This is a genomic window from Pseudomonas sp. SORT22 (assembly GCF_018417635.1).
GTDB lineage: Bacteria > Pseudomonadota > Gammaproteobacteria > Pseudomonadales > Pseudomonadaceae > Aquipseudomonas.
Window position 1 is genome coordinate 4,037,150 of sequence record NZ_CP071007.1, and the last position, 25,895, is coordinate 4,063,044.

At 62.3% G+C, this 25,895-nt stretch carries 24 protein-coding genes, 5 tRNA genes and 1 riboswitch; of the genes, 8 read left to right on the top strand and 21 right to left on the bottom strand.

Annotated features, from left to right (window positions below; translation table 11 throughout):
- Positions 1–47 precede the first annotated feature (47 nt).
- The 4 genes from clpX to JYG36_RS18430 all read right to left on the bottom strand — a co-directional run bounded on the left by clpX (position 48) and on the right by JYG36_RS18430 (position 4,057).
- Positions 48–1,331 carry an ATP-dependent Clp protease ATP-binding subunit ClpX gene (gene clpX / locus JYG36_RS18415; protein ID WP_010224368.1) on the bottom strand — a complete coding sequence of 428 codons (1,284 nt, stop codon included), beginning with the start codon at positions 1,329–1,331 and terminating at the stop codon, positions 48–50.
- A 108-nt stretch (positions 1,332–1,439) separates the two neighbouring features.
- Positions 1,440–2,081 carry an ATP-dependent Clp endopeptidase proteolytic subunit ClpP gene (clpP, locus tag JYG36_RS18420; RefSeq protein ID WP_010224369.1) on the bottom strand — a complete coding sequence of 214 codons (642 nt, stop codon included), beginning with the start codon at positions 2,079–2,081 and terminating at the stop codon, positions 1,440–1,442.
- Positions 2,082–2,172: 91 nt separating this feature from the next.
- Positions 2,173–3,486: a trigger factor gene (gene tig / locus JYG36_RS18425; RefSeq protein ID WP_045202127.1), complete on the bottom strand. Its 1,314-nt coding sequence runs from the start codon at positions 3,484–3,486 to the stop codon at positions 2,173–2,175.
- Positions 3,487–3,757: 271 nt separating this feature from the next.
- Positions 3,758–4,057 (bottom strand): DUF6388 family protein, encoded by a 300-nt coding sequence (locus tag JYG36_RS18430; RefSeq protein WP_093385240.1) that lies wholly within the window; start codon positions 4,055–4,057, stop codon positions 3,758–3,760.
- A 262-nt stretch (positions 4,058–4,319) separates the two neighbouring features.
- Between JYG36_RS18430 and JYG36_RS18435 the strand changes: the two genes are divergently transcribed.
- From JYG36_RS18435 to JYG36_RS18445, 3 genes are all read left to right on the top strand, one after another.
- On the top strand, positions 4,320–4,733 hold the full coding sequence (locus JYG36_RS18435; RefSeq protein ID WP_052676584.1) for a hypothetical protein: 414 nt from the start codon (positions 4,320–4,322) through the stop codon (positions 4,731–4,733).
- 72 nt (positions 4,734–4,805) lie between these two features.
- A complete protein-coding gene (locus tag JYG36_RS18440) occupies positions 4,806–5,321 on the top strand; it encodes a sigma-70 family RNA polymerase sigma factor (RefSeq protein ID WP_213601971.1) in 516 nt (171 codons plus the stop codon).
- Positions 5,318–6,277: a FecR domain-containing protein gene (locus JYG36_RS18445; protein ID WP_045202133.1), complete on the top strand. Its 960-nt coding sequence runs from the start codon at positions 5,318–5,320 to the stop codon at positions 6,275–6,277. Before JYG36_RS18440 ends, JYG36_RS18445 begins: the two co-directional genes overlap by 4 nt.
- A 7-nt stretch (positions 6,278–6,284) precedes the next feature.
- Here JYG36_RS18445 and JYG36_RS18450 read toward each other — a convergent pair whose 3' ends face one another.
- The 11 genes from JYG36_RS18450 to JYG36_RS18500 form a co-directional block, all read right to left on the bottom strand.
- The gene (locus tag JYG36_RS18450) at positions 6,285–7,052 is read right to left on the bottom strand and encodes an ATP-binding cassette domain-containing protein (RefSeq protein ID WP_213601973.1); all 768 of its coding nucleotides are present in this window, start codon (positions 7,050–7,052) and stop codon (positions 6,285–6,287) included.
- Position 7,053: 1 nt separating this feature from the next.
- Positions 7,054–8,064: a FecCD family ABC transporter permease gene (locus JYG36_RS18455; protein ID WP_213601975.1), complete on the bottom strand. Its 1,011-nt coding sequence runs from the start codon at positions 8,062–8,064 to the stop codon at positions 7,054–7,056.
- A complete protein-coding gene (locus JYG36_RS18460; protein ID WP_213601977.1) occupies positions 8,061–8,891 on the bottom strand; it encodes a heme/hemin ABC transporter substrate-binding protein in 831 nt (276 codons plus the stop codon). The genes JYG36_RS18455 and JYG36_RS18460 overlap by 4 nt, the downstream gene beginning before the upstream one ends.
- Entirely contained in the window at positions 8,888–9,808 is a 921-nt protein-coding gene (locus tag JYG36_RS18465; RefSeq protein ID WP_213601979.1) for a ChuX/HutX family heme-like substrate-binding protein, read from the bottom strand. The genes JYG36_RS18460 and JYG36_RS18465 overlap by 4 nt, the downstream gene beginning before the upstream one ends.
- A 24-nt stretch (positions 9,809–9,832) precedes the next feature.
- Positions 9,833–10,753, bottom strand: coding sequence for a ChaN family lipoprotein (locus JYG36_RS18470; protein ID WP_093385275.1), 921 nt, complete (start codon positions 10,751–10,753; stop codon positions 9,833–9,835).
- An 11-nt stretch (positions 10,754–10,764) separates the two neighbouring features.
- Complete coding sequence (locus tag JYG36_RS18475) at positions 10,765–13,176, bottom strand: TonB-dependent receptor (protein WP_213601981.1); 2,412 nt, start codon at positions 13,174–13,176, stop codon at positions 10,765–10,767.
- A gap of 210 nt (positions 13,177–13,386) precedes the next feature.
- Positions 13,387–13,471: transfer RNA gene (locus JYG36_RS18480), tRNA-Leu, on the bottom strand.
- Between the two features lie 53 nt (positions 13,472–13,524).
- Positions 13,525–13,600, bottom strand: a tRNA-His gene (locus JYG36_RS18485).
- A gap of 83 nt (positions 13,601–13,683) precedes the next feature.
- Positions 13,684–13,768 (bottom strand) — tRNA-Leu (locus tag JYG36_RS18490).
- Positions 13,769–13,821: 53 nt separating this feature from the next.
- Positions 13,822–13,897: transfer RNA gene (locus JYG36_RS18495), tRNA-His, on the bottom strand.
- Positions 13,898–13,938: 41 nt separating this feature from the next.
- Positions 13,939–14,015, bottom strand: a tRNA-Arg gene (locus JYG36_RS18500).
- 285 nt (positions 14,016–14,300) lie between these two features.
- Here JYG36_RS18500 and folD point away from each other — a divergent pair.
- Positions 14,301–15,155, top strand: a complete 855-nt coding sequence (gene folD, locus JYG36_RS18505; RefSeq protein ID WP_093385281.1) for a bifunctional methylenetetrahydrofolate dehydrogenase/methenyltetrahydrofolate cyclohydrolase FolD — start codon at positions 14,301–14,303, stop codon at positions 15,153–15,155.
- A gap of 60 nt (positions 15,156–15,215) precedes the next feature.
- On the opposite strand, the gene JYG36_RS18510 is transcribed toward folD, so the two are convergent.
- The 6 genes from JYG36_RS18510 to JYG36_RS18535 are packed head-to-tail and all read right to left on the bottom strand — an operon-like array spanning position 15,216 to position 21,150.
- A complete protein-coding gene (locus JYG36_RS18510; RefSeq protein ID WP_045202144.1) occupies positions 15,216–16,955 on the bottom strand; it encodes an ABC transporter substrate-binding protein in 1,740 nt (579 codons plus the stop codon).
- Between the two features lie 50 nt (positions 16,956–17,005).
- The gene (locus tag JYG36_RS18515) at positions 17,006–17,278 is read right to left on the bottom strand and encodes a DUF2160 domain-containing protein (RefSeq protein WP_045202145.1); all 273 of its coding nucleotides are present in this window, start codon (positions 17,276–17,278) and stop codon (positions 17,006–17,008) included.
- Positions 17,279–17,288: 10 nt separating this feature from the next.
- Positions 17,289–18,089 carry a carbohydrate ABC transporter permease gene (locus JYG36_RS18520; RefSeq protein WP_045202146.1) on the bottom strand — a complete coding sequence of 267 codons (801 nt, stop codon included), beginning with the start codon at positions 18,087–18,089 and terminating at the stop codon, positions 17,289–17,291.
- Between the two features lie 9 nt (positions 18,090–18,098).
- Complete coding sequence (locus JYG36_RS18525; RefSeq protein ID WP_045202147.1) at positions 18,099–18,962, bottom strand: carbohydrate ABC transporter permease; 864 nt, start codon at positions 18,960–18,962, stop codon at positions 18,099–18,101.
- Positions 18,959–20,056 (bottom strand): ABC transporter ATP-binding protein, encoded by a 1,098-nt coding sequence (locus JYG36_RS18530; RefSeq protein WP_093385287.1) that lies wholly within the window; start codon positions 20,054–20,056, stop codon positions 18,959–18,961. Before JYG36_RS18530 ends, JYG36_RS18525 begins: the two co-directional genes overlap by 4 nt.
- Positions 20,056–21,150 carry an ABC transporter ATP-binding protein gene (locus JYG36_RS18535; protein ID WP_213601983.1) on the bottom strand — a complete coding sequence of 365 codons (1,095 nt, stop codon included), beginning with the start codon at positions 21,148–21,150 and terminating at the stop codon, positions 20,056–20,058. Before JYG36_RS18535 ends, JYG36_RS18530 begins: the two co-directional genes overlap by 1 nt.
- 244 nt (positions 21,151–21,394) lie before the next feature.
- On the opposite strand from JYG36_RS18535, the gene JYG36_RS18540 reads away from it, so the two are divergent.
- The 4 genes from JYG36_RS18540 (at position 21,395) to ctlX (ending at position 25,885) form a co-directional block, all read left to right on the top strand.
- Entirely contained in the window at positions 21,395–23,203 is a 1,809-nt protein-coding gene (locus JYG36_RS18540; protein ID WP_213601985.1) for a sigma-54-dependent Fis family transcriptional regulator, read from the top strand.
- Between the two features lie 5 nt (positions 23,204–23,208).
- Positions 23,209–23,412: riboswitch (cobalamin riboswitch) on the top strand.
- A gap of 106 nt (positions 23,413–23,518) precedes the next feature.
- Positions 23,519–23,905 (top strand): (2Fe-2S) ferredoxin domain-containing protein, encoded by a 387-nt coding sequence (locus tag JYG36_RS18545; RefSeq protein ID WP_045202155.1) that lies wholly within the window; start codon positions 23,519–23,521, stop codon positions 23,903–23,905.
- On the top strand, positions 23,902–24,834 hold the full coding sequence (locus JYG36_RS18550) for an ABC transporter substrate-binding protein (RefSeq protein WP_213601987.1): 933 nt from the start codon (positions 23,902–23,904) through the stop codon (positions 24,832–24,834). The genes JYG36_RS18545 and JYG36_RS18550 overlap by 4 nt, the downstream gene beginning before the upstream one ends.
- A gap of 133 nt (positions 24,835–24,967) precedes the next feature.
- Positions 24,968–25,885, top strand: a complete 918-nt coding sequence (gene ctlX, locus JYG36_RS18555; RefSeq protein ID WP_093387627.1) for a citrulline utilization hydrolase CtlX — start codon at positions 24,968–24,970, stop codon at positions 25,883–25,885.
- Positions 25,886–25,895: the final 10 nt, after the last annotated feature.

The following is a 25,895-nucleotide window of genomic DNA, read 5'->3' on the forward strand; positions in this document are numbered from 1 at the left end:
GCAAAGGGGCCCGAAGGCCCCTTGCTTGAATCGAGCCGCGTGGCGACTCAGACGTCGGGTGCAGCCTTGGCTTGCGGCTCGCTGTTCTCGTAGATCAACAGCGGCTGCGAAGAACCATCGATGACGCTCTCGTCGATCACCACCTTGCTGACATCCTTCTGCGAAGGAATCTCGTACATGGTGTCGAGCAGGATGCCTTCGAGGATCGAACGCAGGCCACGTGCCCCGGTCTTGCGCTCCAGGGCCTTGCGGGCCACCGACTTGAGCGCATCACTGCGGAACTCCAGGTCCACGCCTTCCATTTCGAACAGCTTGGCATACTGCTTGGTCAGGGCGTTCTTCGGCTCGGTCAGAATCTGCATCAAGGCAGCTTCGTCGAGCTCGTCGAGGGTCGCCAGAACCGGCAGACGACCGACGAACTCCGGGATCAGACCGAACTTGACCAGATCGTCAGGCTCGACTTCACGCAGCGACTCGCCAACCTTCTTGCCTTCCTGCTTGCTGCGTACTTCGGCACCAAAGCCGATGCCGCCGCGGGTGGAACGCGCCTGGATGACCTTTTCGAGGCCCGAGAACGCACCGCCACAGATAAACAGGATGTTACGCGTATCGACCTGCAGGAATTCCTGCTGCGGGTGCTTGCGGCCACCTTGCGGCGGTACCGAAGCGACCGTGCCTTCGATCAGCTTGAGCAGCGCCTGCTGCACGCCCTCGCCCGAAACGTCGCGGGTGATGGACGGGTTGTCCGACTTGCGCGAGATCTTGTCGATTTCGTCGATGTAGACAATGCCCATCTGGGCCTTTTCCACGTCGTAGTCGCACTTCTGCAGCAGTTTTTGAATGATGTTCTCGACGTCCTCACCCACGTAACCGGCTTCGGTCAGGGTGGTGGCATCGGCGATGGTGAACGGTACATTCAACAGACGCGCGAGGGTTTCGGCGAGCAGGGTCTTACCCGAGCCCGTCGGACCGATCAGCAGGATGTTACTCTTGCCGAGCTCGACGTCGTCGTTCTTCTTGTCGCGTTGATTCAGGCGTTTGTAGTGGTTGTACACCGCTACCGCCAGTACCTTTTTCGCACGCTCCTGACCAATGACGTACTGGTCCAGGATGGTGCTGATTTCTTTCGGCGAAGGCAGTTTATGCGCGCTGCTCTCGGCCTGGGCTTCCTGCACCTCCTCACGGATGATGTCGTTGCACAGGTCGACGCACTCGTCGCAGATAAATACCGAGGGGCCGGCAATCAACTTGCGCACTTCGTGCTGGCTTTTGCCGCAGAAGGAGCAATAGAGCAATTTGCCGTTGTCCTCGCCGTTACGGGTGTCAGTCATTCGATCGATCCAATCCGGTAGGCTTGCAACACAAGATGAAGGCAATTGCGGGCTTTTTCAAGTCCGCAGGTAGGCGCAATGCGCGCCCGCCTGCTCTGGCACCCGGATTCAGGAGGCCAGTTGCCGCTTGTCGTAGACCGAGTCGATCAGGCCGTATTCGGCTGCGCGCTCGGCGCTCATGAAATTGTCGCGCTCAGTATCGCGCTTGATGGTCTCCAGGTCCTGACCTGTGTGGTAGGCCAGCAGCTCGTTCAGACGCGACTTGATGGAGAGGATTTCCTTGGCGTGGATCTCGATATCCGTGGCCTGGCCCTGGAAACCGCCCAGTGGCTGGTGAATCATCACCCGCGAGTTCGGCAGGCAGTGACGCTTGCCCTTGGCACCTGCGGCCAGCAGGAAGGCGCCCATGCTGCAGGCCTGGCCGATGCAGATGGTCGAGACGTCCGGCTTGATGAACTGCATGGTGTCGTAGATCGACATGCCGGCAGTCACCGAACCGCCCGGCGAGTTGATGTAGAGATGGATATCCTTGTCCGGGTTTTCCGCTTCAAGGAACAGCATCTGCGCCGCTACCAGGTTGGCCATGTAGTCCTCTACCGGGCCGACCAGGAAGATCACCCGCTCCTTGAGAAGGCGCGAGTAGATGTCATAGGCGCGTTCGCCACGAGCGGATTGCTCGATAACCATCGGGACCAGGCCGCCTGCGGCCTGGATGTCAGAGCTCTGCTGATAATAAGAATTGCGGGACATGTCCTGCACTCACTCCCAAATAGTCATGTCTTGAATACGCACAAGCCAGCTCGAAGGCTGGCTTGTGGTGTTTTCCTACGAAGCTGGCGTATTACTCAGCGGCGGCAGGTGCCTGGGCTGGTTTTACGGCTTCTTCGTACGAGACCGATTTGTCGGTCACAGTCGCTTTCTGCAGAACAGTATCCACAACTTGTTCTTCCAGCACAACCGAACGGACTTCGTTCAGTTGCTGGTCGTTCTTGTAGTACCAAGCCACGACCTGCTCAGGCTCCTGGTAAGCCGAAGCCATTTCCTGGATCATTTCGCGAACGCGGTCTTCGTCCGGCTTCAGTTCGTTCTGCTTGACCACTTCGGCGACGATCAGGCCCAGCACGACGCGGCGCTTGGCTTGCTCTTCGAACAGCTCGGCCGGCAGTTGCTCAGGCTTGATGTTGCCACCGAACTGCTGAACGGCTTGAACGCGCAGGCGGTTCACTTCGTTTTCCAGCAGGGCTTTCGGGACTTCGATCGGGTTGGCAGCCAGCAGGCCGTCCATTACCTGGTTCTTGACCTTGGTCTTGATCGCCTGACGCAGTTCACGCTCCATGTTCTTGCGAACTTCGGTGCGGAAACCTTCCAGGGTTGCTTCCTTGATACCGAACTGGGCGAAGAACTCTTCGGTCAGCTCAGGCAGCTTTGGCTCGGCAACACTGTTGACGGTAACGGTGAACTCGGCGGCTTTGCCAGCCAGGTCCAGGTTCTGATAGTCCTCGGGGAAGGTCAGGTTCAGAACGCGCTCTTCACCGGCCTTGGCGCCGACCAGGCCTTCTTCGAAGCCCGGGATCATGCGGCCGGAACCCAGTACCAGCTGGGTGCCCTTGGCCGAACCGCCAGCGAACACTTCACCGTCGACCTTGCCGACGAAATCGATGTTCAGCTGGTCTTCGTTCTGGGCAGCGCGGTCAGCGGCTTCGAAACGCACGTTTTGCTTGCGCAGCACTTCGAGCATGTTGTCCAGGTCGGCGTCAGCCACTTCGGCGCTCAGGCGCTCGACGGCGATCGAGTCGAAACCGGCAACGGTGAACTCAGGGAATACTTCGAAAATGGCGACGTATTCGAGATCTTTGCCCTTTTCGAACGATTTTGGCTCGACGGCAGGGGCGCCAGCCGGGTTCAGCTTCTGCTCGACCACGGCTTCGTAGAAGGAAGCCTGGACCAGGTCGCCGAAGGCTTCCTGACGGGCGGCGTCTTCGTAGCGCTGACGGATCACGCTCATCGGCACTTTGCCAGGACGGAAGCCTGGGACCTTGGCGCGACGGGCAGTCTGTTGCAGACGCTTGTTGACTTCGGTCTCGACGCGCTCGGCCGGAACGGCGATGGTCATGCGGCGCTCGAGAGCAGAAGTATTTTCAACAGAAACTTGCATGGATATTCCTCGTTGCACAGACGTTAGCCGGCGATACCCGACTCCAGAATCAAGGGCAAGCATTCTAGTGGCTCAAAGGCCAGAAGTCACCCCGTTCAGGACGACGGGAAAGTACGCCGGTCCATTTAATTCAAAGACCCTGGCAAAAACCTTGCCCAAGGCCGCTCAACACACGCAGCCCCTGGCCTGGACGCCACAGCTGAAGCCATGATGATCCAGCCCCTGGGCTGCATAAAATCTTGTCAAAACACTACAAATCCGAGTTGCAGCGTTACGAATCCTGTTCGATTTCGTTGAACTCGCAATACTCTTCCCACGCCATCCCCAGCGCCTCGGCAACCTCGCGATGCACCTCAAGGCGCAGGGCCGCAAGCTCCTCGTCGGACTCGGCAATCAGTTGCAAGGTCAGCTCCCAGGGTTCGACCCCCTGCTCCTGCGCGGCATCCTCGAAGGCCCAGAGGACCTGCTGAGCCTGCTCGTGCTCGCTGAGCCCGGCGATCTCTTCGCGCATCTGCGGATTAGCCTCGGCATAGCGCTGCAGGGCGATGGCCTGACGTTCTGGTGAAATCATGGTGGTTTCCTTTTTGCGACCCTAAACCCGGCCACTGTTTCAACCGGCTGAAATTTATCAGCTTTTCGTCGATTGTCACCAGGCCGTCAAAACATGCATGAATAATCCACCCCGATTGTCGGAAATTTCATGAACAATGGGGGGTGGGCCGTTGTCTAGGAATAGCTTGCCCACTAAGCTAGCAACGTGCCACATCGTTAATACGATTCATTATCGCTTGGCACCTCCTGCAAAATCACAGCGCCAATGCAAGGAAGTACCCGTGCTGATCAAACTCATCTCTGGCTGTTGCCTGGCACTTTGCTGTTCCCTCGTCAGCGCTACAGTGCTGCAAACCTCCTTCGATCAAGACGCCCGCTACTCGATCGTGAGCGTGTCGGGTGATCCTTCCCAGCGCACTGTAATCACCCAGCGTGTCGGCATCAGCGGGACCAGCTACAGTGCCCGCCAGTTCGATTGCAGCGCACGCACAGTACGCTTCATGGGCTCGGGAGCTTCGCTGGAGGACCTTCAGGACGCCGAGGCCGACAACGAGCTCACTCCGATCTTCAAAGGCTCACTGTCCAGAGCCATCAGCCAGGTAGTCTGCGACGAAAGCGTGCAAGCAGGCACTGCGGCAGCTGGGCCGCCCGGCAAATCCGCTCACGGCCAGCCGGTGACCAGCATTTCTCAATAACAACAATTATCAATTGATAATCATTCTCGCTATAATGGGCGTCCGTTCCGCTTTACGCCGGCCACGCACCCGATGGACACCCGCCCCGCTACACCTGGACTGAATACGTGCCTGAGCACCCTGTACAACGACCATCACAATTGGCTGCACCGATGGCTACGCAATCGTATCGGCTGCCCGGAACATGCCGCCGACATTGCCCACGATACCTTCCTGAGCATCCTCGGCTCCAAAGACCTGTTCAAGATCCGCGAACCCCGCTCGTTTCTCTCGACCGTGGCGCGGCGACTGATGGCCAATGTCTATCGCCGCCGCCTGGTCGAGCAGGCGTACCTGGAAACACTGGCCAGCCTGCCTGAAGCAGTTGAACCGTCACCCGAAGTCCGCGTGCTGGCACTTGAAGCCCTGACCCTGCTCGATCGCATGCTCGACGCCCTGCCGGCCAAGGTCCGCGAAGCCTTCTTACTGTCGCACCTGCAGGGCCTGAAGATCGCCGAAATCGCCGAACGCCTGCAGGTCAGCAGCCGCTCGGTAAAGCTGTACCTGGTGCGGGCCAACCAGCATTGCTTTTTTGCTGACCAGCCATGACCCCCTCCCCCTTTAACCCGCGTACTACTCGCGAAGCCGCACAGTGGCTCACCGAAACCATGGAAGGCGCACTCAGCCCCGAGCAGCAGCGGGCGCTTGAGCAGTGGCGCGCCGCCCATCCGGACAACGAACGTGCCTGGCTGCACATCGAGGCCCTGCGTCGACGCATGGCCGGGCTGGAGCCACATGCCGGCTACCAGAGCCTTTCCCGGGGCAGCCAGGGCCGCAGTCGCCGGCAAGCGCTCAAGGCACTGGCGGTGCTCGGCCTGTTCGGCTGCGCCGGGCAACTGGCCTATCGCAACGTCTGGCAGCCGGGCCCGGAACTGACCTACCGCAATGGTGCCAGCGCCCCACAACACATCGAGCTGGAAGACGGCAGCCAATTGACCCTCGACGCAAGTACCGAAATCGCCGTGCTGTTCGACAGCCGCCAGCGGCGCGTGCAACTGCTCGCCGGGCGCCTGTTGATCCGCAGTGGCCACCCCTCGAACGCCAATCAACGCCCGTTAAGCGTTTACACCGTACATGGCCAGGTACGGGCATTGGGGACGCGTTTTAGTGTCGAGCTGCAAGAGCCAGCCACGCAGGTCGAGCTGTTCGACGGTGCAGTCGAGGTGCAGGCGCGGCAATCACCCGCCAACCCCCTGCGCCTGGCTCCCGGGCAGCGCGCGCGCTTCACCCCGACCCGCATCGAACCGGCCACCGGCACCTCGGCCGAGCCGGCCTGGAGCAAGGGCTTGCTGGTGGCCGACAACATGCGCCTGGATGCCTTTGTCGAGCAACTCAGCCGCTACCGGCCTGGCCTGTTGCGCTGCAGCGACGAGATCGCTGCGTTGCGTATCTCCGGCGTTTATCCGCTGGCCGACACCGATGCGGTGCTCGACGCCCTGCCCCTGTCATTGTCCGTGCAGGTGCTGCGGCGCTCACGCTACTGGGTTACGTTGAGTCAGCGCTAGACGCCACTTACGGCGCCAGCTCAATGCTCACCTGGTGGTGTTTACCCGCCGTTACCCGTACCTGCGCACCAAACACCTGGGCAATGCGCTGCTCGCTGAGCACCTGGGCCGGCGCGCCGCTGGCGCAAAGCCGGCCGCCTTCGAGCAGCCAAAGGCGGTCGCAGTAGCGCGCAGCCAGGTTCAGGTCGTGTAACACACAGACCACGGCAATACGCGGCGAACGGGTCAGCGTGCGCAACACCCGCATGAGGTTCTGCTGCTGGCCGATATCCAGGGCGCTGGTGGGTTCGTCCAGCAACAGCAGGCAGCCGCGACCATCGTCCCAGGCGTCAGTCAGCGGGCTGATTGCCAATTGGTTCATGGCCCGGGCAATGGTTACCCGCTGCAGCTCGCCGCCAGACAGCGACAACACTCCCCGGCCAAGCAAGTGACGGACATCCAGCGCATCGATAATGCCCGGGTACGGCTCGCCAGGGTGCTGCTGACCGAGACGAATGAATTCTTCGACCCGCCAATCGAAAGCACTGTCCATCTGCTGCGTCACCAGCGCGCGCCGGCGCGCCAGTTGCCCGGGCAAATAAGCGGGCAACGCTCGACCGAGCAACTCGACCTGCCCGCCCGCCGGTTGCAGGTAACCGGATATCAACGACAACAGCGTGCTTTTGCCCGCGCCATTGGGGCCGATCAACCCCAGCAGCTCCCCCGCCCTTATCTGTTCGCTGAACGGCGCCAGGGCAAAAGGGCGCTCCAGGCTGACATTGATCAGTTCAAGCATGTCAAAACTCCCGCACTTTGCGACCAAGCAACAACCAGAGAAAGTACGGCCCGCCAATAATGCTGGTGACCAGGCCGACGGGAATCTCCGCCGGGCTGGTGAGGCTGCGCGCCAGGGTGTCGGCGACCAGCAACAGGATCGCGCCGCAGAGCATCGACGCAGGAATCAGCAAACGGTGGCCGGGGCCGAAATACAGGCGCAGGCAATGCGGCACCAGCAGGCCGATAAAGCCGATGATGCCGCTCAGCGCCACGCACAGCCCCACACCCAGCGACGAAGCCAGCACCACGCGGTTTTTCAGCCGGTCGCCATCCAGCCCGGCGGCGTGTGCAGACACCTCGCCCAGCTGAAACAAGTCCAGATCGCCCGCGCAGCGCGCCAGCACCCACAAGCTCAGGGGCAAGACCAGGGCGGCCACCGATACGCTCGACCACTCGGCGCTGCTCAGGCTACCCATGCCCCACAAGCTCAGCTGGCGCAACTGCTCTTCGCTGGCGACAAAGGTGAGGATGCCGCCCAGGGCACCGGTCAGGGTGTTGATGACCAAGCCGGCCAGCAACAAGGTGATGGTCGACTCGCGCCCTTTGTAGCCGCGGCCAATACGAAAAATCACCAGGGTCACCAGCAACGCGCCAATAAAGCCTGCGAAAAACTGCCCATAAAGCTCCAGCCCGGCAAAGCGGCCGTTGAACAGTACGACCCAGATCGACACCGCCAGCCCGGCGCCGCTGGCCTGGCCGAGCAGGGTCGGGTCGGCCAGCGGGTTGCGAAACAGGCCTTGCATCGCCGTGCCGCCCACCGCCAGGGTCGAGCCCACCAGCACTGCCAGCAGCAGACGCGGCAGGCGCACTTCGCTCCAGACCTGCCACTCCAGGGCGGTGGGCAGATCACCGAACACAATCCGTGGCGACAAGCCGATACTACCGACCAGCGAACACACCACCAGCAGGGCGCACAGCCCTGCCAGCATCAGCATCAGTATCGGCAGCGAGACGCTGCTAGCGCGCCTCATGGAAACAGCGCTCCTGCGTCCTGGCGTAGCTGCAGCATGGCCTGCACCGTGCGCGGCCCGAGGTTGAGCAGCGCCTGGTCATCGACCTGCACCAAGCGCCGATGCTGTCCGGCCGGGGTATGGGCCAGGCCGCCCAGTTTCCACAGGTTGTCTTCACCCCCAAGTGCCGCCAGCCCGGCGCGGCTGACGATGACGAAATCCGGCGCCAGTGACACCATGGCTTCAGCCGCCACTTGCTTATAGGCATTGAAGGTCGCGCAGTTTTCGATCCCCGCCTGCGCCAGTGCCGCCTGAGCTTCGGTGCCTTGCCCCATGATCAGCGGCGTCATGCCGGCATGATTGAAAATGAACAGCGCCTTCGGTCCTTTGAGCGCCGGCGTCTTGGCCAACTGCCCAGCCAACTGTCGCTGCTCATCAAGCAACGGTTGCGCCTGCGCCTGTAGGTTCATGGCCGCCGCCACCTGCTCGATCTTTGCCGGGATATCGCCGACACCCTTGCCGCGGGCAATGCTCAGCACTTCAAGCCCCAGGCCGCTCAACTGACGCAGCACGATAGCCGGACGGGCAGCATCGCTGATCAGCAGCCGTTGCGGCTTGAGCGCCAGCACCCCTTCTGCCGAGAGCTGGCGCATGTACCCCACCGACGGCAGGTTGGCGATGGCCTGCGCAAAGCGACTGGAATCATCGCGCCCGACCAGGCGCGAAGTACCGCCCAGGCGCTCGACAATTTCCGCCAGGTCGTTGCCGATCACCAGCGTATCGGCGGTTTCGGCCTGCACGGTCATGACCGCACAGGCCGCCAGCACGCCAAGCAGCAAAGCCTTCATCGCGCCGCCTCCAGGGCATCCAGCCACTCACGCCAGGCCGGTTGTTCAGGCTGCCCCGCCGGACGACGAGCAAAGACCTGGACAATCAGACGCTGCTCGGCATCAAAAAACTCGAGGCTGGTGACGCCGCCGACCTGGTTCGGTTTGTAAACCCGCCAGATCTGCGCATCCGGCGCATCGGCGATCCTGAAGCAGGTAGCCGCCGCCTGGTCACTGGCGGGCATGTCGAACAGCAGCTCGGCGCCCGACTCGCTCACACCCGTCAGCCGGCCGGTAAAGATCTGCACGCTACCGGCGCTGTAGACGAACAGCATCAGCTCCAGCGCGCTGGCGGCCAGCTCACGGAACATCGCCACCGGGCTGGTCTGCGAAAGTTGCCGGGCAAAATCCGGGGCCACCAGGGCGTTACCTTCGTAACGGGTCAGGCCGTGGCGCTTGAGCAGGGCAAAGTGCTCATGGACATTGGCCATCGCCGCCCATTCCTCAACAAGGCCGGGCACCTGCAGATCACGCTTGCCGAACGAAGGCGGCTCGCTGAAAACTGCCGGCTTGTCGATGCACTGCTCATACAGTCCTGCCCAGCCGGCCATCGACGACTGCTCGGTCGAGGCCAGGCGCAGCAGCACTTTGCCGTGGCGATCGAAGACACTCAGGCGGTAGCCACTGGCATCATGAGCCATGCCGATCCAGTACCAGGCACGCAGATTCAAGCGCAGGTCCAGGCCGTCCTCGCCAATCACCAGCCCCGCTTCGCTGATATCGTCGGATTGCGGATAACGCCCCAGTTGTTCGATCACGGCATGGTTAGCCGGCGTACACGTGCGCACCAGGCCCAGGCTATGCAGCTGTGCGGCTACCTCCACGGCGGGCAGGTCCAGGCACAGCGGGTTGAATCCGCTTTCAGTCAGTTGAGTCATGGCTAATTCCTTGTAATGAAGGTTTCAATGGGCGGGCTGGTCGCAACCACCCGCGTCGGTAACCAGGGCGGCGCCCTCGGCATCCGCGCTCGGCAGCATCCAGACGTAGTCGGCGTCGCTGGCGCTCAGGCGATGATCCTGCTCAGCGATCACCAGTACTTTCAGCCCCGGGTCGCTCGCCCCTTGCCCCAGGTATGGCGGGGCGCCCAGGCTTTTGAGCGTGTGCAGCACACCCGCCAATAGCAGTCGCGGCGCCTGGGCGTTATCGAGCACCTGCGCCATGCGCTGATCGCGGGCGTGCTGGATCGCCAGCATTGCATTCATGCGCGCGGCATCGATCTGCCCGCAGTGCATCTGCTTGATCTGCTGGCGTTGGCGGGCGGCGATGGCGGGCGACGGGAACAGACCGTCGGGGTTGGCTGGCGCTGTTGCCATCAGACGCTTGCGCTCGGCGCCCGACAGGTTGCCGGCCAGCAGTGCCGCTGGCGCCGGCATCAGCGCTACCATCAGCGTGCCATATTGCTCCCAGCTCCAGCGCGGGTCCCAATGGATGATCTGTTGCAGGCGCTGGCTACGCACCTGATTGCCCTGGCCCAGCCAGGCCTGGACTTCGGCGACCGGGCGCTGCTGGTCGCTGTCGAGCATCTCCAGAACCACCGCCCCCTGGGGCCGGCGCTTGGCCAGGTGGGTCGCCAGCCATTGCTCGATCAGATGATGGGCGAAGTTGTCGTGCACTTCGCCGACCATCACCGTGTGCGCTGGCGCCAGCTCATCAAGCAGTTGCGTCGGCGAAACCTGCTTGCCACTGCCCAACTCGATGATCGCGCCCCATTCGGGAATATGGCTTTCGACCCGGGTGTAGGCGCTGTCGGCCACCGGCGCATTGACGCTGGCGCAACCGACGAGCAGCGCCAGCCCTGCCCCTATAAAAGAAGACTTGAACATGAAGGGTCCTGTCAGTATTCGAGGGTGAAGCCGAACGAGGTGGTGCGGCCACGGCCGTTGCCCTGGTCCATCACCGCCGACATCAGGTAGTCCACCGAGGCGCTGTTGTTGTAGACCTTGTTGCCGACGTTCTCGACGTTGAAGAACAGGCTCAGGTTGTCCTGCACCCGGTAGCTGCCGTACAGGTCCCAGATCACCCCGGTGGAGTTGGATTTTTTCGTCTCGTACCAGTCCCAGCTGGTTTCCGACGGGCCGGCGTACTCGCCACGGGCGCCCAGCACCAGGCGTTCGTCAAACCAGCGGGTGCCAAGGTCGAGGGTCCAGAAGCGGTCCGGCTGACTGTTGATGTCTTCCAGCTCGATGCCGGAGGTGGTCGGCGACTTGGTCGTGGCCTTGGTCCACGACAGATTGGCGTAGAAGAAGCCGGCGTCGTAGCGCCCTTCCAGCTCATAGCCGCTCATGCGCACTTCTTCCGGCCAGTTGACCCAGTTCATCTTCGCCGACTCTTCGCCGTCGTCATCAAGGATGTCGAACGACTGCGGGGTGATGTAGCCATCGATCTTGCTGATAAAGCGGTTGATCTTCAGTTGCCCGTAGTCGTCGTTGCTGAACAGCCCGGCGCGGCTGAAATTGACCCCGAACTCGTAGTTGGTCGAACGTTCCTGACGCAGGAACGGGTTGGCGCCGACACCATCGGCGTCGCTGGCATCGGCCTCGAGCGGTACTTTCTCGAAGAACATTTCCTGCACCCGCGGCGCCCGCGAGGTGCGCGACCAGCTGCTGTAGAGCTGCATCCAGTCATAAGGCTTGACTGCGAAGCCCACCCGCGGGTTGAAGCTGTGTTCACGACGGGTGATATCCACGTCACCGCCATCGATGCCGCGGCACTGGCCAATGATCGAGCACTTGGGCACATGGCCGCTGACCTTGTAGCCGTCATAGTGGCCGGCCAGGGTCAGGGCATAGATGTCGTAGTTGAATTCCAGGGTGCTGAACAGGCTATGGGTAGCCTGCTTGCCTTCGGGGTTGGCGCCGCGTTTCTCCGGGGTCTGGGCAACGAAGTCGTCGGTGTAGTAACGCGCGCCATTGCTCCAGCTCGCCTCCACCGGCCCGAGGTTGAAACGACTGACGTTGGTCAGGTCAAAGCCGTGGGCGTCGTCGCGGGTTTTGCGGCCAATGTAGTGGGACTCTTCTACCGGCGGGTACTCAAGCTCAGTCTTGTTCTGGTAGGCATTGACCGTGAGGTTCACCCATTCGCTGTAGGGCGTGTAGGCGTACTTGGCGCGATAGGTCTCGTTGTCCAGTTGCCAGGGGTAGTTGTGATAGAACTCGTTGCGGTACTTCACCCCGCTCAGGTCAAGGCGGTGCATGTCGTTGGGCTGCAGGCGCAGCTTGAGCAAGCCGGAGCGTGGGTTCTGCTTGGTGGTGTCGTATTCGTTGGACTGGCCGTTGGTGGTCTTGTACTCGCCGGTCTGGGTGCTGCTCACCGCGGCGACCAGACCGTAGACACCCTCGACATCTTCCGGACGGGTGCGGGCACCGGCGGCAAACATGCGGGTGTTGCCGTAGCCGTTGTTACCGGTGCGATAAGTCGTGCGCAGGCCTACACGGTGGTCTGGTTTGACGATGTCATCGATATCGAAGGTACGAAAGTTCGCCGAGCCGCCCAGGGTGTTGGCACCTTCGGCGCCGTCCACCGAACCACGCTGTACATCGACCCCGGCCAGCAGGTTGGCGTCGACAAAGGCCATCGGCCCACCCGAGCCGTGGCCGGCATTATTGCGAAAGGTCTGGGTGACGCCATCGATCATGGTGTTGACCCGGCCCAGGCCGGCCAGGCCACGAATGTTTACCGACACCCCCGGCTGGCTGCGCGAGTGCAAGGTGTAAGTACCGGGTATCGAGCGCACCACACTGTTGAGGTCCTGGCGCTCGGCATGCACTTCCCGGCTGCTCTGGATTGCCCCGGGCCGCTCGGCCAGGGCGCCGACCATGGTCGGCCCGACTTCAAGCGCGCTGTCGCTGCGTTCGTGCATGCGCAGCACGTAGGTATGATCTTTGAGCCGCTCAACCCACAGGCCAGTGCCCATCAGCAGCAGGTCGAAAGCCTCCTTGAGGGTGTACTCGCCGCTCAGGCCCTGGGTGCTGCGGTTCTCGCTGAGTTGCGGATCGAAGGTGAGGATCACCCCGGTAGCGGTGGCCAACTGGTTCAAGGCCGGCGCCAACTGCCCTGGCGCAATTTCATAATGCTTGCGCAGCGGCGCCTGCTGGGTCGCGCCTCCTTCAGCGGCATTGGCCAACGACCAGGCGCTGCTGCCGCCCGCCAAAGCCAGTGCGGTCAGCGCACTGCAGGCAATCTTGCGTGCAGCGTTTTTGTTGTTTGGCTGCAGCCGCTGAACGGCGGCCGGCTGTGTGCTCTTCACGAGGCGCTCCCTTGCAGATTGAAATGATCTTGTAGGAGAGGTCACGCGAGGGAAGCAAAAAGGGAAATGAAAATCAGTCCCATCTGAAACTATTTTCTATTTGGCCGGAAACCAGCAGGCAGGAATCAAACCCTGGAAACGAAAAAAGCCGCACAAGGCGGCTTTTTCGAGGCTTTCTCGCGCTTCAGTGAAGGGCGGTGAAAGCTTGGATGGTGCGGACGAAGAGACTCGAACTCTTACAGCTTGCGCCGCTGGAACCTAAATCCAGTGTGTCTACCAATTTCACCACGTCCGCATGAAGCGTTTAAAACAAAGGCGCCGGATTTTCATCGGGCGCCTTTGGGAATATGGGGTGGACGATGGGAATCGAACCCACGACCACAGGAATCACAATCCTGCGCTCTACCAACTGAGCTACGTCCACCATATTGCATGTGCCGCTTTGCACCTGTCAAAGCTGCTTTTGAAACATTCACGCGCTTCAGCGAAGGGCGGTGAAACGTTGGATGGTGCGGACGAAGAGACTCGAACTCTTACAGCTTGCGCCGCTGGAACCTAAATCCAGTGTGTCTACCAATTTCACCACGTCCGCATGACGCTTTTAAAGCAAAGGCGCCAGACTTTCATCAGGCGCCTTTTGGAATATGGGGTGGACGATGGGAATCGAACCCACGACCACAGGAATCACAATCCTGCGCTCTACCAACTGAGCTACGTCCACCATATTGCAGTTACCGCTTTACTTGTGCCAAAGCTGCCGATTGGCGCACCCGGCAGGACTCGAACCTGCGACCATCCGCTTAGAAGGCGGATGCTCTATCCAGCTGAGCTACGGGCGCATATTTAATCTGCTTTCTGTGACGATTACAAATTAACTTTTAGCCGTACCGAACAAGCTAAAAAATCTGCTCATTCTGCCTGACCTTGCTAACCAGTGCTAGGCTCTGCCCGACAAGTGCGACGAATGTTATAGCCGAGCCTAAAGGTCGTCAACTCTTTTCTAAAAAAAATTCATTTTATTTAAGGGCTTAGGGCAATTGCCGGACCAAGCGCCTTTGCCCTCGGGCCCCTTCATGCGAGAATGCGCGCTCTTTTTATTCCCTCTCGATGGTTAATCACGCGTCATGACTGCACACCTTATCGACGGCAAGGCGATCGCCGCCAGCCTGCGCCAGCAGATCGCCCAACGTGTCGTGGAGCGTCGCCAGCAAGGCCTGCGTACGCCTGGCCTGGCGGTGATCCTGGTCGGCACCGACCCCGCTTCTCAAGTCTATGTCTCGCACAAGCGCAAGGATTGCGAAGAGGTCGGCTTCAACTCCCAGGCCTTCGACCTGCCCAGCGATACCACGCAGCAAGCCCTGACCGAGCTGATCGATCGCCTCAATGACGACCCGAACATCGACGGCATCCTCCTGCAGCTGCCATTGCCGGCGCACCTGGATGCCTCGCTGCTGCTCGAGCGCATTCGCCCCGACAAGGACGTCGATGGTTTCCATCCGTATAACGTCGGCCGCCTGGCCCAGCGTATCCCGCTGCTGCGCCCGTGCACGCCAAAAGGCATCATGGCCCTGCTCGAAAGCACCGGCCAGGACCTGTACGGCATGAACGCGGTGGTCGTTGGCGCCTCCAACATCGTTGGCCGGCCGATGGCCATGGAACTGCTGCTGGCCGGTTGCACCGTGACCGTCACCCACCGCTTCACCAAGGATCTGGCCGGTCACGTCGGCCGCGCCGACCTGGTGGTAGTGGCTGCCGGCAAGCCGGGCCTGGTCAAGGGTGAGTGGATCAAGGAAGGCGCGATCGTCATCGACGTCGGCATCAACCGCCAGGAAGATGGCAAGCTGGTGGGCGATGTGGTCTACGAGACCGCCCTGCCCCGCGCCGGCTGGATCACCCCGGTACCGGGTGGCGTCGGGCCGATGACCCGCGCCTGCCTGCTGGAAAACACCCTGTATGCGGCCGAAGAGCTGCATAAGTAAGTGCTGATGGCGGGATAAAAACGGCACCTGTGAAGGTGCCGTTTTTTTGTGCCTGTGTGGTTACTTGCGCGCAGCCTCCCAGGATTTGAGCAGCTCGCTGTAGCTCACGGTCTCGCCCTGGGGCTTCTCGTTGGCCAGTTTCGGCTTCGGCGCACCGGGCTGATCAAACCAGTACTGGGCATCTTTCTCGGGATTGAGCTTCGGCGCACAGGTGGCCTGGGCCTTGGAACGCTCCAGACGAGCAAGGATCGCGTCCTGATCCTTGGCCAGGCCGTCGAGCGCCTGTTGCGGGGTTTTCTCGCCACTGGCCGCCTCGGCAATATGGCTCCACCACAGCTGAGCCAGGCGCGGGTAATCCGGCACGTTGGTGCCGGTCGGGGTCCATTGCACCCGCGCCGGGCTGCGGTAGAACTCCACCAGGCCGCCGAGCTTGGGCGCAAGGTCAGTCATGGCCTGGGAGTTGATATCAGACTCGCGGATCGGCGTCAGGCCGACGATGGTCTTTTTCAGCGAGACGGTCTTGGAGGTGACGAACTGGGCGTACAGCCAGGCCGCCAGGCGTTGCTTCTCCGGGGTCGACTTGAGGAAGGTCCAGGAGCCGGCGTCCTGATAACCCAGCTTCATGCCCTCCTCCCAGTACGGCCCCTTGGGCGACGGCGCCATGCGCCACTTCGGCGTGCCGTCGGCGTTCATCACCGGCAGGCCCGGCTTGGTCATGTCGGCGGTAAAGGCGGTGTACCAGAAGATCTGCTGGGCGATATTGCCCTGGGACGGTACCGGCCCGGACTCGGAGAAGGTCATGCCCTGGGCCTCGGGCGGCGCGTAGGCGCGCATCCAGTCGACATATTTTTGCGTGGCATACACCGCCGCCGGGCCGTTGGTATCGCCGCCACGGGTGACACTGGAGCCGACCGGGTGGCAGTCCTCGACGCGAATCCCCCATTCGTCCACCGGCAGGCCATTGGGCAAGCCCTTGTCGCCGCCGCCGGCCATGGAGAACCAGGCGTCGGTGAAGCGCCAGCCCAGTGACGGGTCTTTCTTGCCGTAGTCCATGTGCCCGTAGACACGCTTGCCGTCGATTTCCTTGACGTCCTCGCTGAAAAACTTGGCGATGTCTTCATAGGCCGACCAGTTCACCGGCACGCCCAGTTCGTAGCCGTACTTTTCCTTGAACTTGGCCTTGAGGTCGGGGCGGTCGAACCAGTCGGCGCGGAACCAGTAGAGGTTGGCGAACTGCTGATCGGGCAGTTGGTAGACCTTGCCGTCCGGCGCGGTGGTGAAGGAGATGCCGATAAAGTCCTTGAGGTCCAGGGTTGGCGAGGTGTAGTCCTTGCCTTCATTGGCCATCAGGTCGGTGATCGACTCAGTCTTGCCGTAGCGAAAGTGCGTACCGATCAAGTCGGAATCATTGACCCAGCCGTCGTAGATGTTCTTGTCCGACTGCATCTGCGTCTGCAGTTTTTCTACCACGTCACCTTCTTGCAGCAGGTCGTGGGTCAGCTTGATCCCGGTGATCTCGCTGAAGGCCTTGGCCAGCACCTTGGACTCGTATTCATGGGTGGCGATGGTTTCCGACACCACGTTGATCTTCATCCCGCGAAACGGCTCGGAAGCCTTGATGAACCACTTCAACTCTTCGAGCTGCTGCTCGGGAGTCAGGGTCGAAGGCTTGAACTCGCTGCCGATCCATTTTTTCGCGGCATCTTCGTAGGCATCGGCCCAGGCGCTGGCGTGAAAGCTGCCCAGCACCAGCAGGGCTGCCAGGGTCAAATGTCGCCGGTTCTTGTTGTTGTCGAACATTGTGATCTCCCGATTGAGTATTTTCACCCAGGCGCGCCGATTGCCCTCGGCTACCCCCAGCGCATCACCACCAACAGCCAGGCCAGGGACAGCAGCGAGGCCACCCACAGGTTCCAGTCGCTGAGCCCGATTACCAGCAAATGCAGGTAAGCGCTGCCCAGCAAAGCAATGAACAGCCGGTCGCCACGGGTGGTGGCAATCGGCAGAAAGCCGCGACGCTCGACGCATGGCCGGCGCAGCTCGTACACCGTCATGCCCAGCAGCAACAGGCCGATCGCGGCGAAGAAGATCGCCGTCGGCAGGGTCCAGGCCATCCAGTCCATAGCGCGCTCCTCAGACCCGGCCCAGGGCAAAGCCCTTGGCCACATGGTTGCGGACAAACCAGATCACCAGCATGCCCGGCAGAATGGTCAATACCCCGGCGGCGGCCAGCACGCCCCAGTCGATCCCCGAGGCCGACACCGTGCGGGTCATTACCGCGGCAATCGGCTTGGCGTTCACCGAGGTCAGGGTGCGCGCCAGCAGCAATTCGACCCAGGAAAACATGAAGCAGAAAAACGCCGTGACGCCGATGCCGGAGCCAATCAGCGGGACGAAGATCTTCACGAAGAACCGCGGGAAGCTATAGCCATCGATGTAGGCGGTTTCGTCAATCTCCTTGGGCACCCCGGACATGAAGCCCTCAAGGATCCACACCGCCAACGGCACGTTGAACAGACAGTGGGCCAGGGCCACGGCAATGTGCGTATCGAACAGGCCAATGGAGGAATACAACTGGAAGAATGGCAGCAGGAACACCGCCGGCGGTGCCATGCGGTTGGTCAGCAGCCAGAAGAACAGGTGCTTGTCGCCCAGAAACCGGTAGCGCGAAAAGGCATAGGCGGCCGGCAAGGCCACGCTCAGCGAGATCACTGTGTTCAGGCACACGTAGTACAGCGAGTTGATGTAGCCGCTGTACCAACTGGGGTCGGTGAAGATCACCCGGTAGTTGTCGAAGGTGAAGTTCTGCGGCCACAGGGTCAGGCCGCCGAGGATCTCGGTGTTGCTCTTGAACGACATGTTCAGCAGCCAGTAGATCGGCACCAGCAGGAACAGAATGTACAGCAGCAGCGCCAGCGTCTTGCGCAGGTTCATGGGCGGCCCCTACTGTTTGTCGGCGTGGGTCATGGCGGTATAGAACAGCCACGACACCAGCAGGATGATCAGGAAGTACACCAGCGAGAACGCCGCCGCCGGACCCAGGTCGAACTGCCCCACGGCCATCTGCGTCAGGGTCTGGCTGAGGAAAGTGGTGGCATTGCCAGGCCCGCCACCGGTGAGCACGAACGGCTCGGTGTAGATCATGAAGCTGTCCATGAAGCGCAGCATCACCGCGATCAACAGCACGTTCTTCATCTTCGGCAACTGGATATGCCGGAACACTGCCCAGGCCGAAGCGCGGTCGATGCGCGCCGCCTGGTAATAGACATCGGGGATTGCGCGCAAGCCGGAGTAACACAGCAGCGCCACCAGCGAGGTCCAGTGCCAGACGTCCATCACCAGCACCGTGACCCAGGCGTCCATGGTGTTGGCGGCGTAGTTGTAGCTGATGCCCAGCTGGTTGAGCGAAGCGCCCAGCAGGCCGATGTCGGCGCGGCCGAAAATCTGCCAGATGGTGCCGACCACGTTCCACGGGATCAGCAGCGGAATGGCCATGACGATCAGGCACAGCGACGACCAGCGGCCCTTGGTCGGCATGGTCAGGGCGATGGCGATGCCCAGGGGGATTTCGATCAGCAGCACGCAGGCCGAATAGATGAACTGGCGCAACAGCGAGTCGTGCAGGCGCGGATCCTGCAGCACCTGGCGGTACCAGTCGGCGCCGACGAAGTAGCGACTGGACTGGTCGAAAATGTCCTGCACCGAGTAGTTGACCACGGTCATCATCGGCACCACAGCGCTGAACGCCACCAGCAGGAACACCGGCAGCACCAGCCACCAGGCCTTGTTGTTGGGCACTTTGTTCATGGCCGGGCCTCCAGCAGTACGTCATCGGCATAGAGCATCAGCCACTGCGCCGGAAAACTGATCCAGGCCTGGCCCTCGGGCAGCGTGCGGTCCTCGCCCAGGCGCACTTTGAGCGGCACGCCTTGCAGGTCGAGGCTGAGAATCTTGTAGGTACCCAGGTCTTCGACATCCACCACCCGGGCGCTGAAGCCTTCGTCGAACGGGGTGTCCCAGACCTGGACGAATTCCGGGCGGATGCCCACTTGCAGGCGCACGGCACTGGTCGCAGCCAGGCGCGCCTGCAACTCCAGCGGCAACGCCAGGTGAATGCCGGCGAAGCCGACGCCACCAGGCTGCACCTGCACCGGGATCAGGTTCATCCCCGGGCTGCCGATGAAATAGCCGACGAAGGTATGGCGCGGACGCTCGAACAACTCGCGCGGGGTGCCGAACTGGACGATCTGGCCGCCATACATCACCGCGATCTTGTCGGCGAAGGTCGAGGCTTCGAGCTGATCGTGGGTGACGTAGATCATGGTGATATTGAACTGCTCGTGGATCTGCTTGAGCTTGCGCCGCAGCTTCCACTTAAGGTGCGGGTCGATCACCGTCAGCGGCTCGTCAAAGAGGATCGCCGAGACGTCGTCGCGCACCAGCCCACGGCCCATGGAGACCTTCTGCTTTTCATCGGCGCTAAGGTTGCGGGCTTTTTTCTTCAGCAGGTTGCCGAGGTCGAGCACCTCGGCGATCTCGGCCACCTTGCTGGCAATGCGCGCTTCATCCAGGCCCTGGTTGCGCAGCGGGAAGGCCAGATTGTCGAACACCGTCATGGTGTCGTAGACCACCGGAAACTGAAACACCTGGGCGATGTTGCGCGCCTGTGGCGACAGTTCGTTGACCACCTTGCCATCGAACAGTACCTGGCCGTGGGACGGGCTGAGCAACCCGGAAATGATATTGAGCAAGGTCGACTTGCCGCACCCAGACGGGCCGAGCAAGGCGTAGGCGCCGCCTTGCTCCCAGACATGTTCAAGCTCACGCAAGGCATAGTCGTCCGCACCCTGGGGGGCACGGCTGTAGCTATGGGCCAGCTGCTGCAGACGAATCTCGGCCATCAGGCGACCCTCGTTTCACGCAAGCCCGGGGCCTGCACCAGTTGCCCGGCGGGGTCGAAGACGAACAGCTTGTGGGTGGGGATGAACACCCGGATCGGCGCATCGACGTGGTACTCGTGCACCCCTGGCAAGTGCAGGACCAGGCGAAAGTGCTCGTTGCGCACATGCAGGAAGGTTTCCGAGCCGCTGATTTCCGCCAGCTCCACCAGCACCGCCAGCTCCAGGTCATCGTCGTTGGACGGCACCAGGCTGATATGGCTCGGACGCACGCCGAAGCGGTAGTCGCCATCGCCGATGCGGCGCAGGTCGGCGTTCATGGCGAAATGCACAGCACCGGCAAAACTCACTTCGTTGCCGTTGATACGCCCGGGCATCAGGTTGATCGGCGGTTCGGAAAACAGCTCGGCGGCCAGCACCGTGCGCGGCTGGTGGTAAACCTGAGCAGTGGGCCCGCTCTGGACGATGCGCCCTTCATGGAGGATGGTGGTGGTGCCGCCCAGGGCCAGGGCCTCGTTGGGTTCGGTGGTGGCGTACACGGCAATGCAGTGGCGCGCGGCGAACAGCTCGCGCATCTCCTGGCGCAGCTCTTCGCGCAGCTTGTAGTCGAGGTTCACCAGCGGTTCGTCGAAGAGGATCAGCTCGGCATCCTTGACCAGTGCCCGGGCCATGGCCGTGCGTTGCTGCTGGCCACCGGAAAGCTCCAGCGGCAAGCGCTGCAGATACGGTTCGATACGCAGCATCTGCGCGGTCTGCTGGACCTTCTCGCGGATCAGCGCTTCGCCCATGCGCGCCTGGCGCAAGGGCGAGGCGATGTTCTCGAACACACTCAAGGTCGGATAATTGATGAACTGCTGATAGACCATCGACACGTTGCGCTGGCGCACCGGCCGGCCGGTGACATCCTCGCCATTCATCAGCACCCGGCCACGGTCCGGCCGATCAAGCCCGGCCATCAGGCGCATAAGGCTGGTCTTGCCGGCCAGGGTGCGGCCGAGCAGCACATTGAACGAGCCGGGTTCGAAGCGCAGGCAGGCATCGTCGATGCACAGCTGGTTATCCACGGTACGGCTGACATGCTCAAGGGTGAGCGACATGGCGCGGCCTTCTTGTTGTTAGCGGACAGGCGCCTGCTATAGAGCGAGATTCATGCCAGCGCTGGCCAAGCCGTTGTCGGCAAAGGACTTTCAGCAGATTGTGGCTTTGCCAAAGTTCACTCCTGAACACAAATGAACAACCTTCACTGCACGGTTGAACAGCCGCGGCATTGACAATGAACAGGACTGAACAACACTGGATCACACAAAAACAACAACACTGCCGCCGGCAGAGGACGGGCCCATGGCCGCATCCACCAGCGCCCATGCGCAACTGATCCAGGCGTCCTGGCAGCGCTGCCGCGCCTACGGCCTGGACCACCAGTCGCAACCGCAGTTCGGCGACGCATCTACTGTGCAGGTCAGCGAGCTGCTCGAACGCCAGCACTCGCTGCTGGGCACCACTCGCGACGAGGTGCTGCCGCAGTACGCGCACCTGCTGGGTAACTCCAGCTACCTGATCATGCTCAGCGACGATCACGGCCAGTTGCTCGATGCCTGGGGCACCCGGCGCTTTATCGACCCGCGCCAGCGCCACGGCTTTGTCGCCGGTGCCTGCTGGCGCGAGCAAGGGGTGGGCACCAACGCCATCGGCACAGCCCTGGCCACCGGCGAAGCGGTACATGTCAGCCAGGACGAACACTTCCTCAAGCTCAACCGCTTCATGGCCAGCGCCGCCGCGCCGCTGTTCGATGCCGAGCGCCAGCTGATCGGCGTGCTCGATGTGTCCAGCGACAGCTACCTGCCGACGGCGCAAACTCAGGGCCTGGTACGGATGATGAGCCAGAGCCTGGAGAACCGCCTGATCCTGGCGCGTTTTGCCGGGCACTACCAACAGCTGAGCTTCAACACCGGGGCCAACAACCTCGACAGCCAATGGGCCGGGCTGCTGGTGTTCGATGACCAGGGCCGGGTGCTGGCGGCCAACCGTCGGGCCGACAGTCTGCTTGGGCAGAACCCACTGCAACTGAACCTGGAGCAGTTGTTCCGCACGCCGCTGGCGCAACTGTTGGCCCACCGGGCTGACCAGCCATTTGCGCTGCAGGTGGCCGGGCGCAACCGCTTCCATTGCCTGCTGCATGCCCCCACAGCATCACCAGCAGCAGCGCTCAACCGCCCGCAACCAAGCTGCGATCCGCGTATCGACAAGGCCCTGCGCCAGGCCGGGTTGCTGCTGGAAAAAGACATCCCGCTGTTGATCGAGGGCGAAACCGGCGCCGGCAAGGAGGTCTTTGTCACTGCCCTGCACCGCGCCAGTAGCCGCGCCACGCAGCCATTGATTGCGGTGAACTGCGCGGCGATTCCGGCCGAGCTGGTCGAGTCGGAGCTGTTCGGCTACGAGAAAGGCGCGTTCACCGGCGCCCACCACAAGGGCAACATCGGACTGATCCGCAAGGCCGACCATGGCATTTTGTTTCTCGACGAAATCGGCGACATGCCGCTGCCCACCCAGGCACGCCTGCTGCGCTTTCTACAAACCCGCAGCATCCAGCCACTGGGCAGCGGCGAACCGACGCCGGTGGATATCCGCGTGGTCTCGGCGACCAACCACAACCTCGCCGAACAGGTGCGCCTGGGTCATTTTCGCCAGGACCTGTACTACCGCATCGCCGGCCTGAGCCTGATGCTGCCACCGCTGCGCGAACGCAGCGACCGCCTGGCCCTGATCGAACAGCTCCACCAGCAGTACCGCGAACCGGGGGCACCGACGCAATTGCCCGGCAAAGTGCTGGAACTGCTGCTTCAGCATCCCTGGCCGGGCAACCTGCGACAACTGGCCAGCGTGCTGCAGGTGGCCCTGGCGTTGGCCGGCGAACGGCCGATTGCCGTGGAGCACCTGCCCGACAGTTTCTTTGCCGACCTGCCTGAGACCAAGCCCGCCGCGCCAGTGCTGGCCACGCCGGCAAACACTGACGATCTCGGCCAGCGCCTGCGTGCCCTCAATGGCAATATCTCGGCCCTGGCCCGGGCCCTCGGCATCAGCCGCACCACCCTGTACAAGCGCCTGCACACCCAGGGCCATGCCGGCGCAGTTGACGAACGCCTGGGCTGATGGTCAGATGCCTGCCAGTTTCAGGTGCCTGCCGCCGCCGTGCGTCAGGTGAAACGGGAAGCCGGTGCGTCGTTATCGACCAGTCCGGCGCTGCCCCCGCAACGGTAAGCGAGTGAAGCATTCAACACGCCACTGTGCCCACAGGCACGGGAAGGCGAATGACTTTACGCCTCGCAAGCCCGGAGACCGGCCTGAAGCCCCACGACTGCATGCAGTCACTTAGGCAAACCTGCGGAGGGCGGGCACGAGCCGGCTGCCTGGCGCGTGTTGGCCGGGGCCCTCCTGTGCGCTTCGCGAATATTTTTCGAGAAGTCCATGACAGCAACAACCCCCAAACGTCGCCGCGGCCGCCTCGCCGAAGAGCAAATCCAGAGCAAGCCGGAGTGGTCGCAGATCCCCGAGCATACCCGCCATGTGATGCTCTGCACCGGCCCGCGCTGCGTACAACGCGGTGCCCTGCCACTGTGGAAAGTCCTGCGCCGCGAGCTGCTGGTGGCCAACCGCATCGAAACCACTGACGGCGTGCTGCTGACCCGCAGCCATTGCCAGTTCCCGTGCAACCTCGGCCCGGTGCTGACGGTATATCCGGACCGCTGCTGGTACCGGGTAGCCAACGCCGAAGACGCTCAGCGCCTGGTGCGTGTGCACCTGATCGACGGCCAACCGGTGCCCGAGTTGCTGCTCAACGGCCAGGGCTCATGAGGGGGTTGGGCGCCAGCGTGCTGGCCCTGTTGAGCAGCAGCGCCATGGCCCTGGACTATCAGAACTGCGGACACACCTGGCAACTGCCACAGGAGCGCCCGCAACGCATCCTGGCCCTCAACCAGCACGCCGCCGACCTGCTGCTGGCCCTGGACGCCGGCCCGGCGCTGGCCGCCGTCAGCTATATAGATGATGACGCCCAGGCGCTGACCAGCGGACGCTATCGCGGCGTCCCCCTGCTGTCGCGTCGCTACCCGGCAACCGAAGTGGTCTATGCCCAAGGTTACGACCTGCTGGTCGGCGGCTTTGCCAGCGCCTTTCGTGACCGCGACGGGGTCGCCCCGCGCACCACCCTGCAGGCCAACGGCATCGCCAGCTACCTGCTGGAAAACGCCTGCGCGCCAGCGCCGGGAAACGGCTTTGCCGCCATTGAACAAGACCTGCGCAGCCTTGGCCACCTGTTGCAGCGCGAGGCCCGGGCCAGCCAGTTGATCACCCGCCAGCGCCAGGACCTGGCCACCGCCAAAACCATCGCCGGGCACAGCCCGCCGCTGTCGGTGTTCTACCTCGACAGCGAGGTCAACGGCCTGCAAAGCGAAGGCAAGCGCGGTTTCATCACCCAGTTGATCGACGCAGCAGGCGGGCGCAACCTGTACGCCGAGGTGGAGCTGAACCGGGTTACGGTCGATGCCGAGCGCCTGCTGCGCGCCGATCCTGACGTGATCATCCTTGCCGATGCGGTGTGGTCGCCGGCCGCCGGCAAGCGCGCCTACCTGCATAAACACCCGGCGCTTTCGCACCTGCGCGCGGTACGCGACGACCGCCTGATCGACCTACCCTTCAGCCATATCGTGCCCGGCGAACACAGCGCCCGTACCGCCCTGACCCTGGCGCGCCAACTGCTCGCCTTGAAGCAACAGCGGCCTTGACCCGTCGCAGCAGAATCCGCTGCCAAACCCACTATTTCAGCTTTACCGGCTGAGCACCCAATGCGCTTCAGCCGGGATTTATCCTTGATCACGTCGACAATAAGCACACAGCCAACCCCGGATGCGTGCCTCGATGCAAACAACAAATACAGTCTTGATGATCCGCCCGGCGCGGTTCGCCTTCAACCCGGACACCGCCCTCAACAACCGTTTCCAGCAAGCCCTGCTCGACCCGCAGCAGGCACAGCAGAAAGCGCTGGAAGAGTTCGATGGCTACGTCGATACCCTGCGCCAGCACGGTGTCGAAGTGCTGGTGGTGCAGGACACCCCGGCGCCGCACACCCCTGATTCGATCTTCCCCAACAACTGGTGGAGCAGCCACGCCGACGGCAGCCTGGTGCTCTACCCGATGGAGGGCCAGAACCGCCGCCTGGAGCGCAGCAAGGGCGTGCTCAAGGTGCTTGAAGAGCGCTTCGCCGTCCGTCAGACCATCGATCTGAGCCCCTTGGAACAGCAGAGTATGTATCTGGAAGGGACCGGCAGCATGGTCCTCGATCGTGAACACCGGATCAGCTACGCCTGCCACTCCGGGCGCACCCACACCCAGGCCCTGCGCCTGTTCGCCGAACAGCTCGATTATCGCCTGTGCCTGTTCCACGCCGTCGACCGCCACCAGGCACCGATCTATCACAGCAACGTGATGATGAGCGTCGGCCGCGGGCTCTCGGTGGTCTGCCTGCAGGCGCTGCCCGAGGCCGATGAGCGTCGCGCCCTGGAGCATTCGCTGCGCGACACCGGCAAGGACATCCTGGCCCTGGACTTCGACCAGCTCGAAGGCTTTGCCGGCAACATGCTCGAAGTCCACGACAAGCAAGGCCAGCCACTGCTGGTGATGTCGCGCAGCGCCTGGCGCTCGCTCACCCCAGAACAACGCCGGCAGGTCGAGCAGCACAGCCACCCGGTGGTGGTGAACATCGACCATATCGAGCGCATCGGCGGCGGCAGCGCGCGCTGCATGCTCGCCGAAGTGCACCTGCCTGTCCGTCACTGATTACAACAAA

Coding starts and splice junctions, on each gene's coding strand:
- clpX (WP_010224368.1), bottom strand. CDS start 1,331: ATGACTGACACCCGTAACGGCGAGGACAACGGCAAATTGCTCTATTGC.
- clpP (WP_010224369.1), bottom strand. CDS start 2,081: ATGTCCCGCAATTCTTATTATCAGCAGAGCTCTGACATCCAGGCCGCA.
- tig (WP_045202127.1), bottom strand. CDS start 3,486: ATGCAAGTTTCTGTTGAAAATACTTCTGCTCTCGAGCGCCGCATGACC.
- JYG36_RS18430 (WP_093385240.1), bottom strand. CDS start 4,057: ATGATTTCACCAGAACGTCAGGCCATCGCCCTGCAGCGCTATGCCGAG.
- JYG36_RS18440 (WP_213601971.1), top strand. CDS start 4,806: ATGGACACCCGCCCCGCTACACCTGGACTGAATACGTGCCTGAGCACC.
- JYG36_RS18445 (WP_045202133.1), top strand. CDS start 5,318: ATGACCCCCTCCCCCTTTAACCCGCGTACTACTCGCGAAGCCGCACAG.
- JYG36_RS18450 (WP_213601973.1), bottom strand. CDS start 7,052: ATGCTTGAACTGATCAATGTCAGCCTGGAGCGCCCTTTTGCCCTGGCG.
- JYG36_RS18455 (WP_213601975.1), bottom strand. CDS start 8,064: ATGAGGCGCGCTAGCAGCGTCTCGCTGCCGATACTGATGCTGATGCTG.
- JYG36_RS18460 (WP_213601977.1), bottom strand. CDS start 8,891: ATGAAGGCTTTGCTGCTTGGCGTGCTGGCGGCCTGTGCGGTCATGACC.
- JYG36_RS18465 (WP_213601979.1), bottom strand. CDS start 9,808: ATGACTCAACTGACTGAAAGCGGATTCAACCCGCTGTGCCTGGACCTG.
- JYG36_RS18470 (WP_093385275.1), bottom strand. CDS start 10,753: ATGTTCAAGTCTTCTTTTATAGGGGCAGGGCTGGCGCTGCTCGTCGGT.
- folD (WP_093385281.1), top strand. CDS start 14,301: ATGACTGCACACCTTATCGACGGCAAGGCGATCGCCGCCAGCCTGCGC.
- JYG36_RS18510 (WP_045202144.1), bottom strand. CDS start 16,955: ATGTTCGACAACAACAAGAACCGGCGACATTTGACCCTGGCAGCCCTG.
- JYG36_RS18515 (WP_045202145.1), bottom strand. CDS start 17,278: ATGGACTGGATGGCCTGGACCCTGCCGACGGCGATCTTCTTCGCCGCG.
- JYG36_RS18520 (WP_045202146.1), bottom strand. CDS start 18,089: ATGAACCTGCGCAAGACGCTGGCGCTGCTGCTGTACATTCTGTTCCTG.
- JYG36_RS18525 (WP_045202147.1), bottom strand. CDS start 18,962: ATGAACAAAGTGCCCAACAACAAGGCCTGGTGGCTGGTGCTGCCGGTG.
- JYG36_RS18530 (WP_093385287.1), bottom strand. CDS start 20,056: ATGGCCGAGATTCGTCTGCAGCAGCTGGCCCATAGCTACAGCCGTGCC.
- JYG36_RS18535 (WP_213601983.1), bottom strand. CDS start 21,150: ATGTCGCTCACCCTTGAGCATGTCAGCCGTACCGTGGATAACCAGCTG.
- JYG36_RS18540 (WP_213601985.1), top strand. CDS start 21,395: ATGGCCGCATCCACCAGCGCCCATGCGCAACTGATCCAGGCGTCCTGG.
- JYG36_RS18545 (WP_045202155.1), top strand. CDS start 23,519: ATGACAGCAACAACCCCCAAACGTCGCCGCGGCCGCCTCGCCGAAGAG.
- JYG36_RS18550 (WP_213601987.1), top strand. CDS start 23,902: ATGAGGGGGTTGGGCGCCAGCGTGCTGGCCCTGTTGAGCAGCAGCGCC.
- ctlX (WP_093387627.1), top strand. CDS start 24,968: ATGCAAACAACAAATACAGTCTTGATGATCCGCCCGGCGCGGTTCGCC.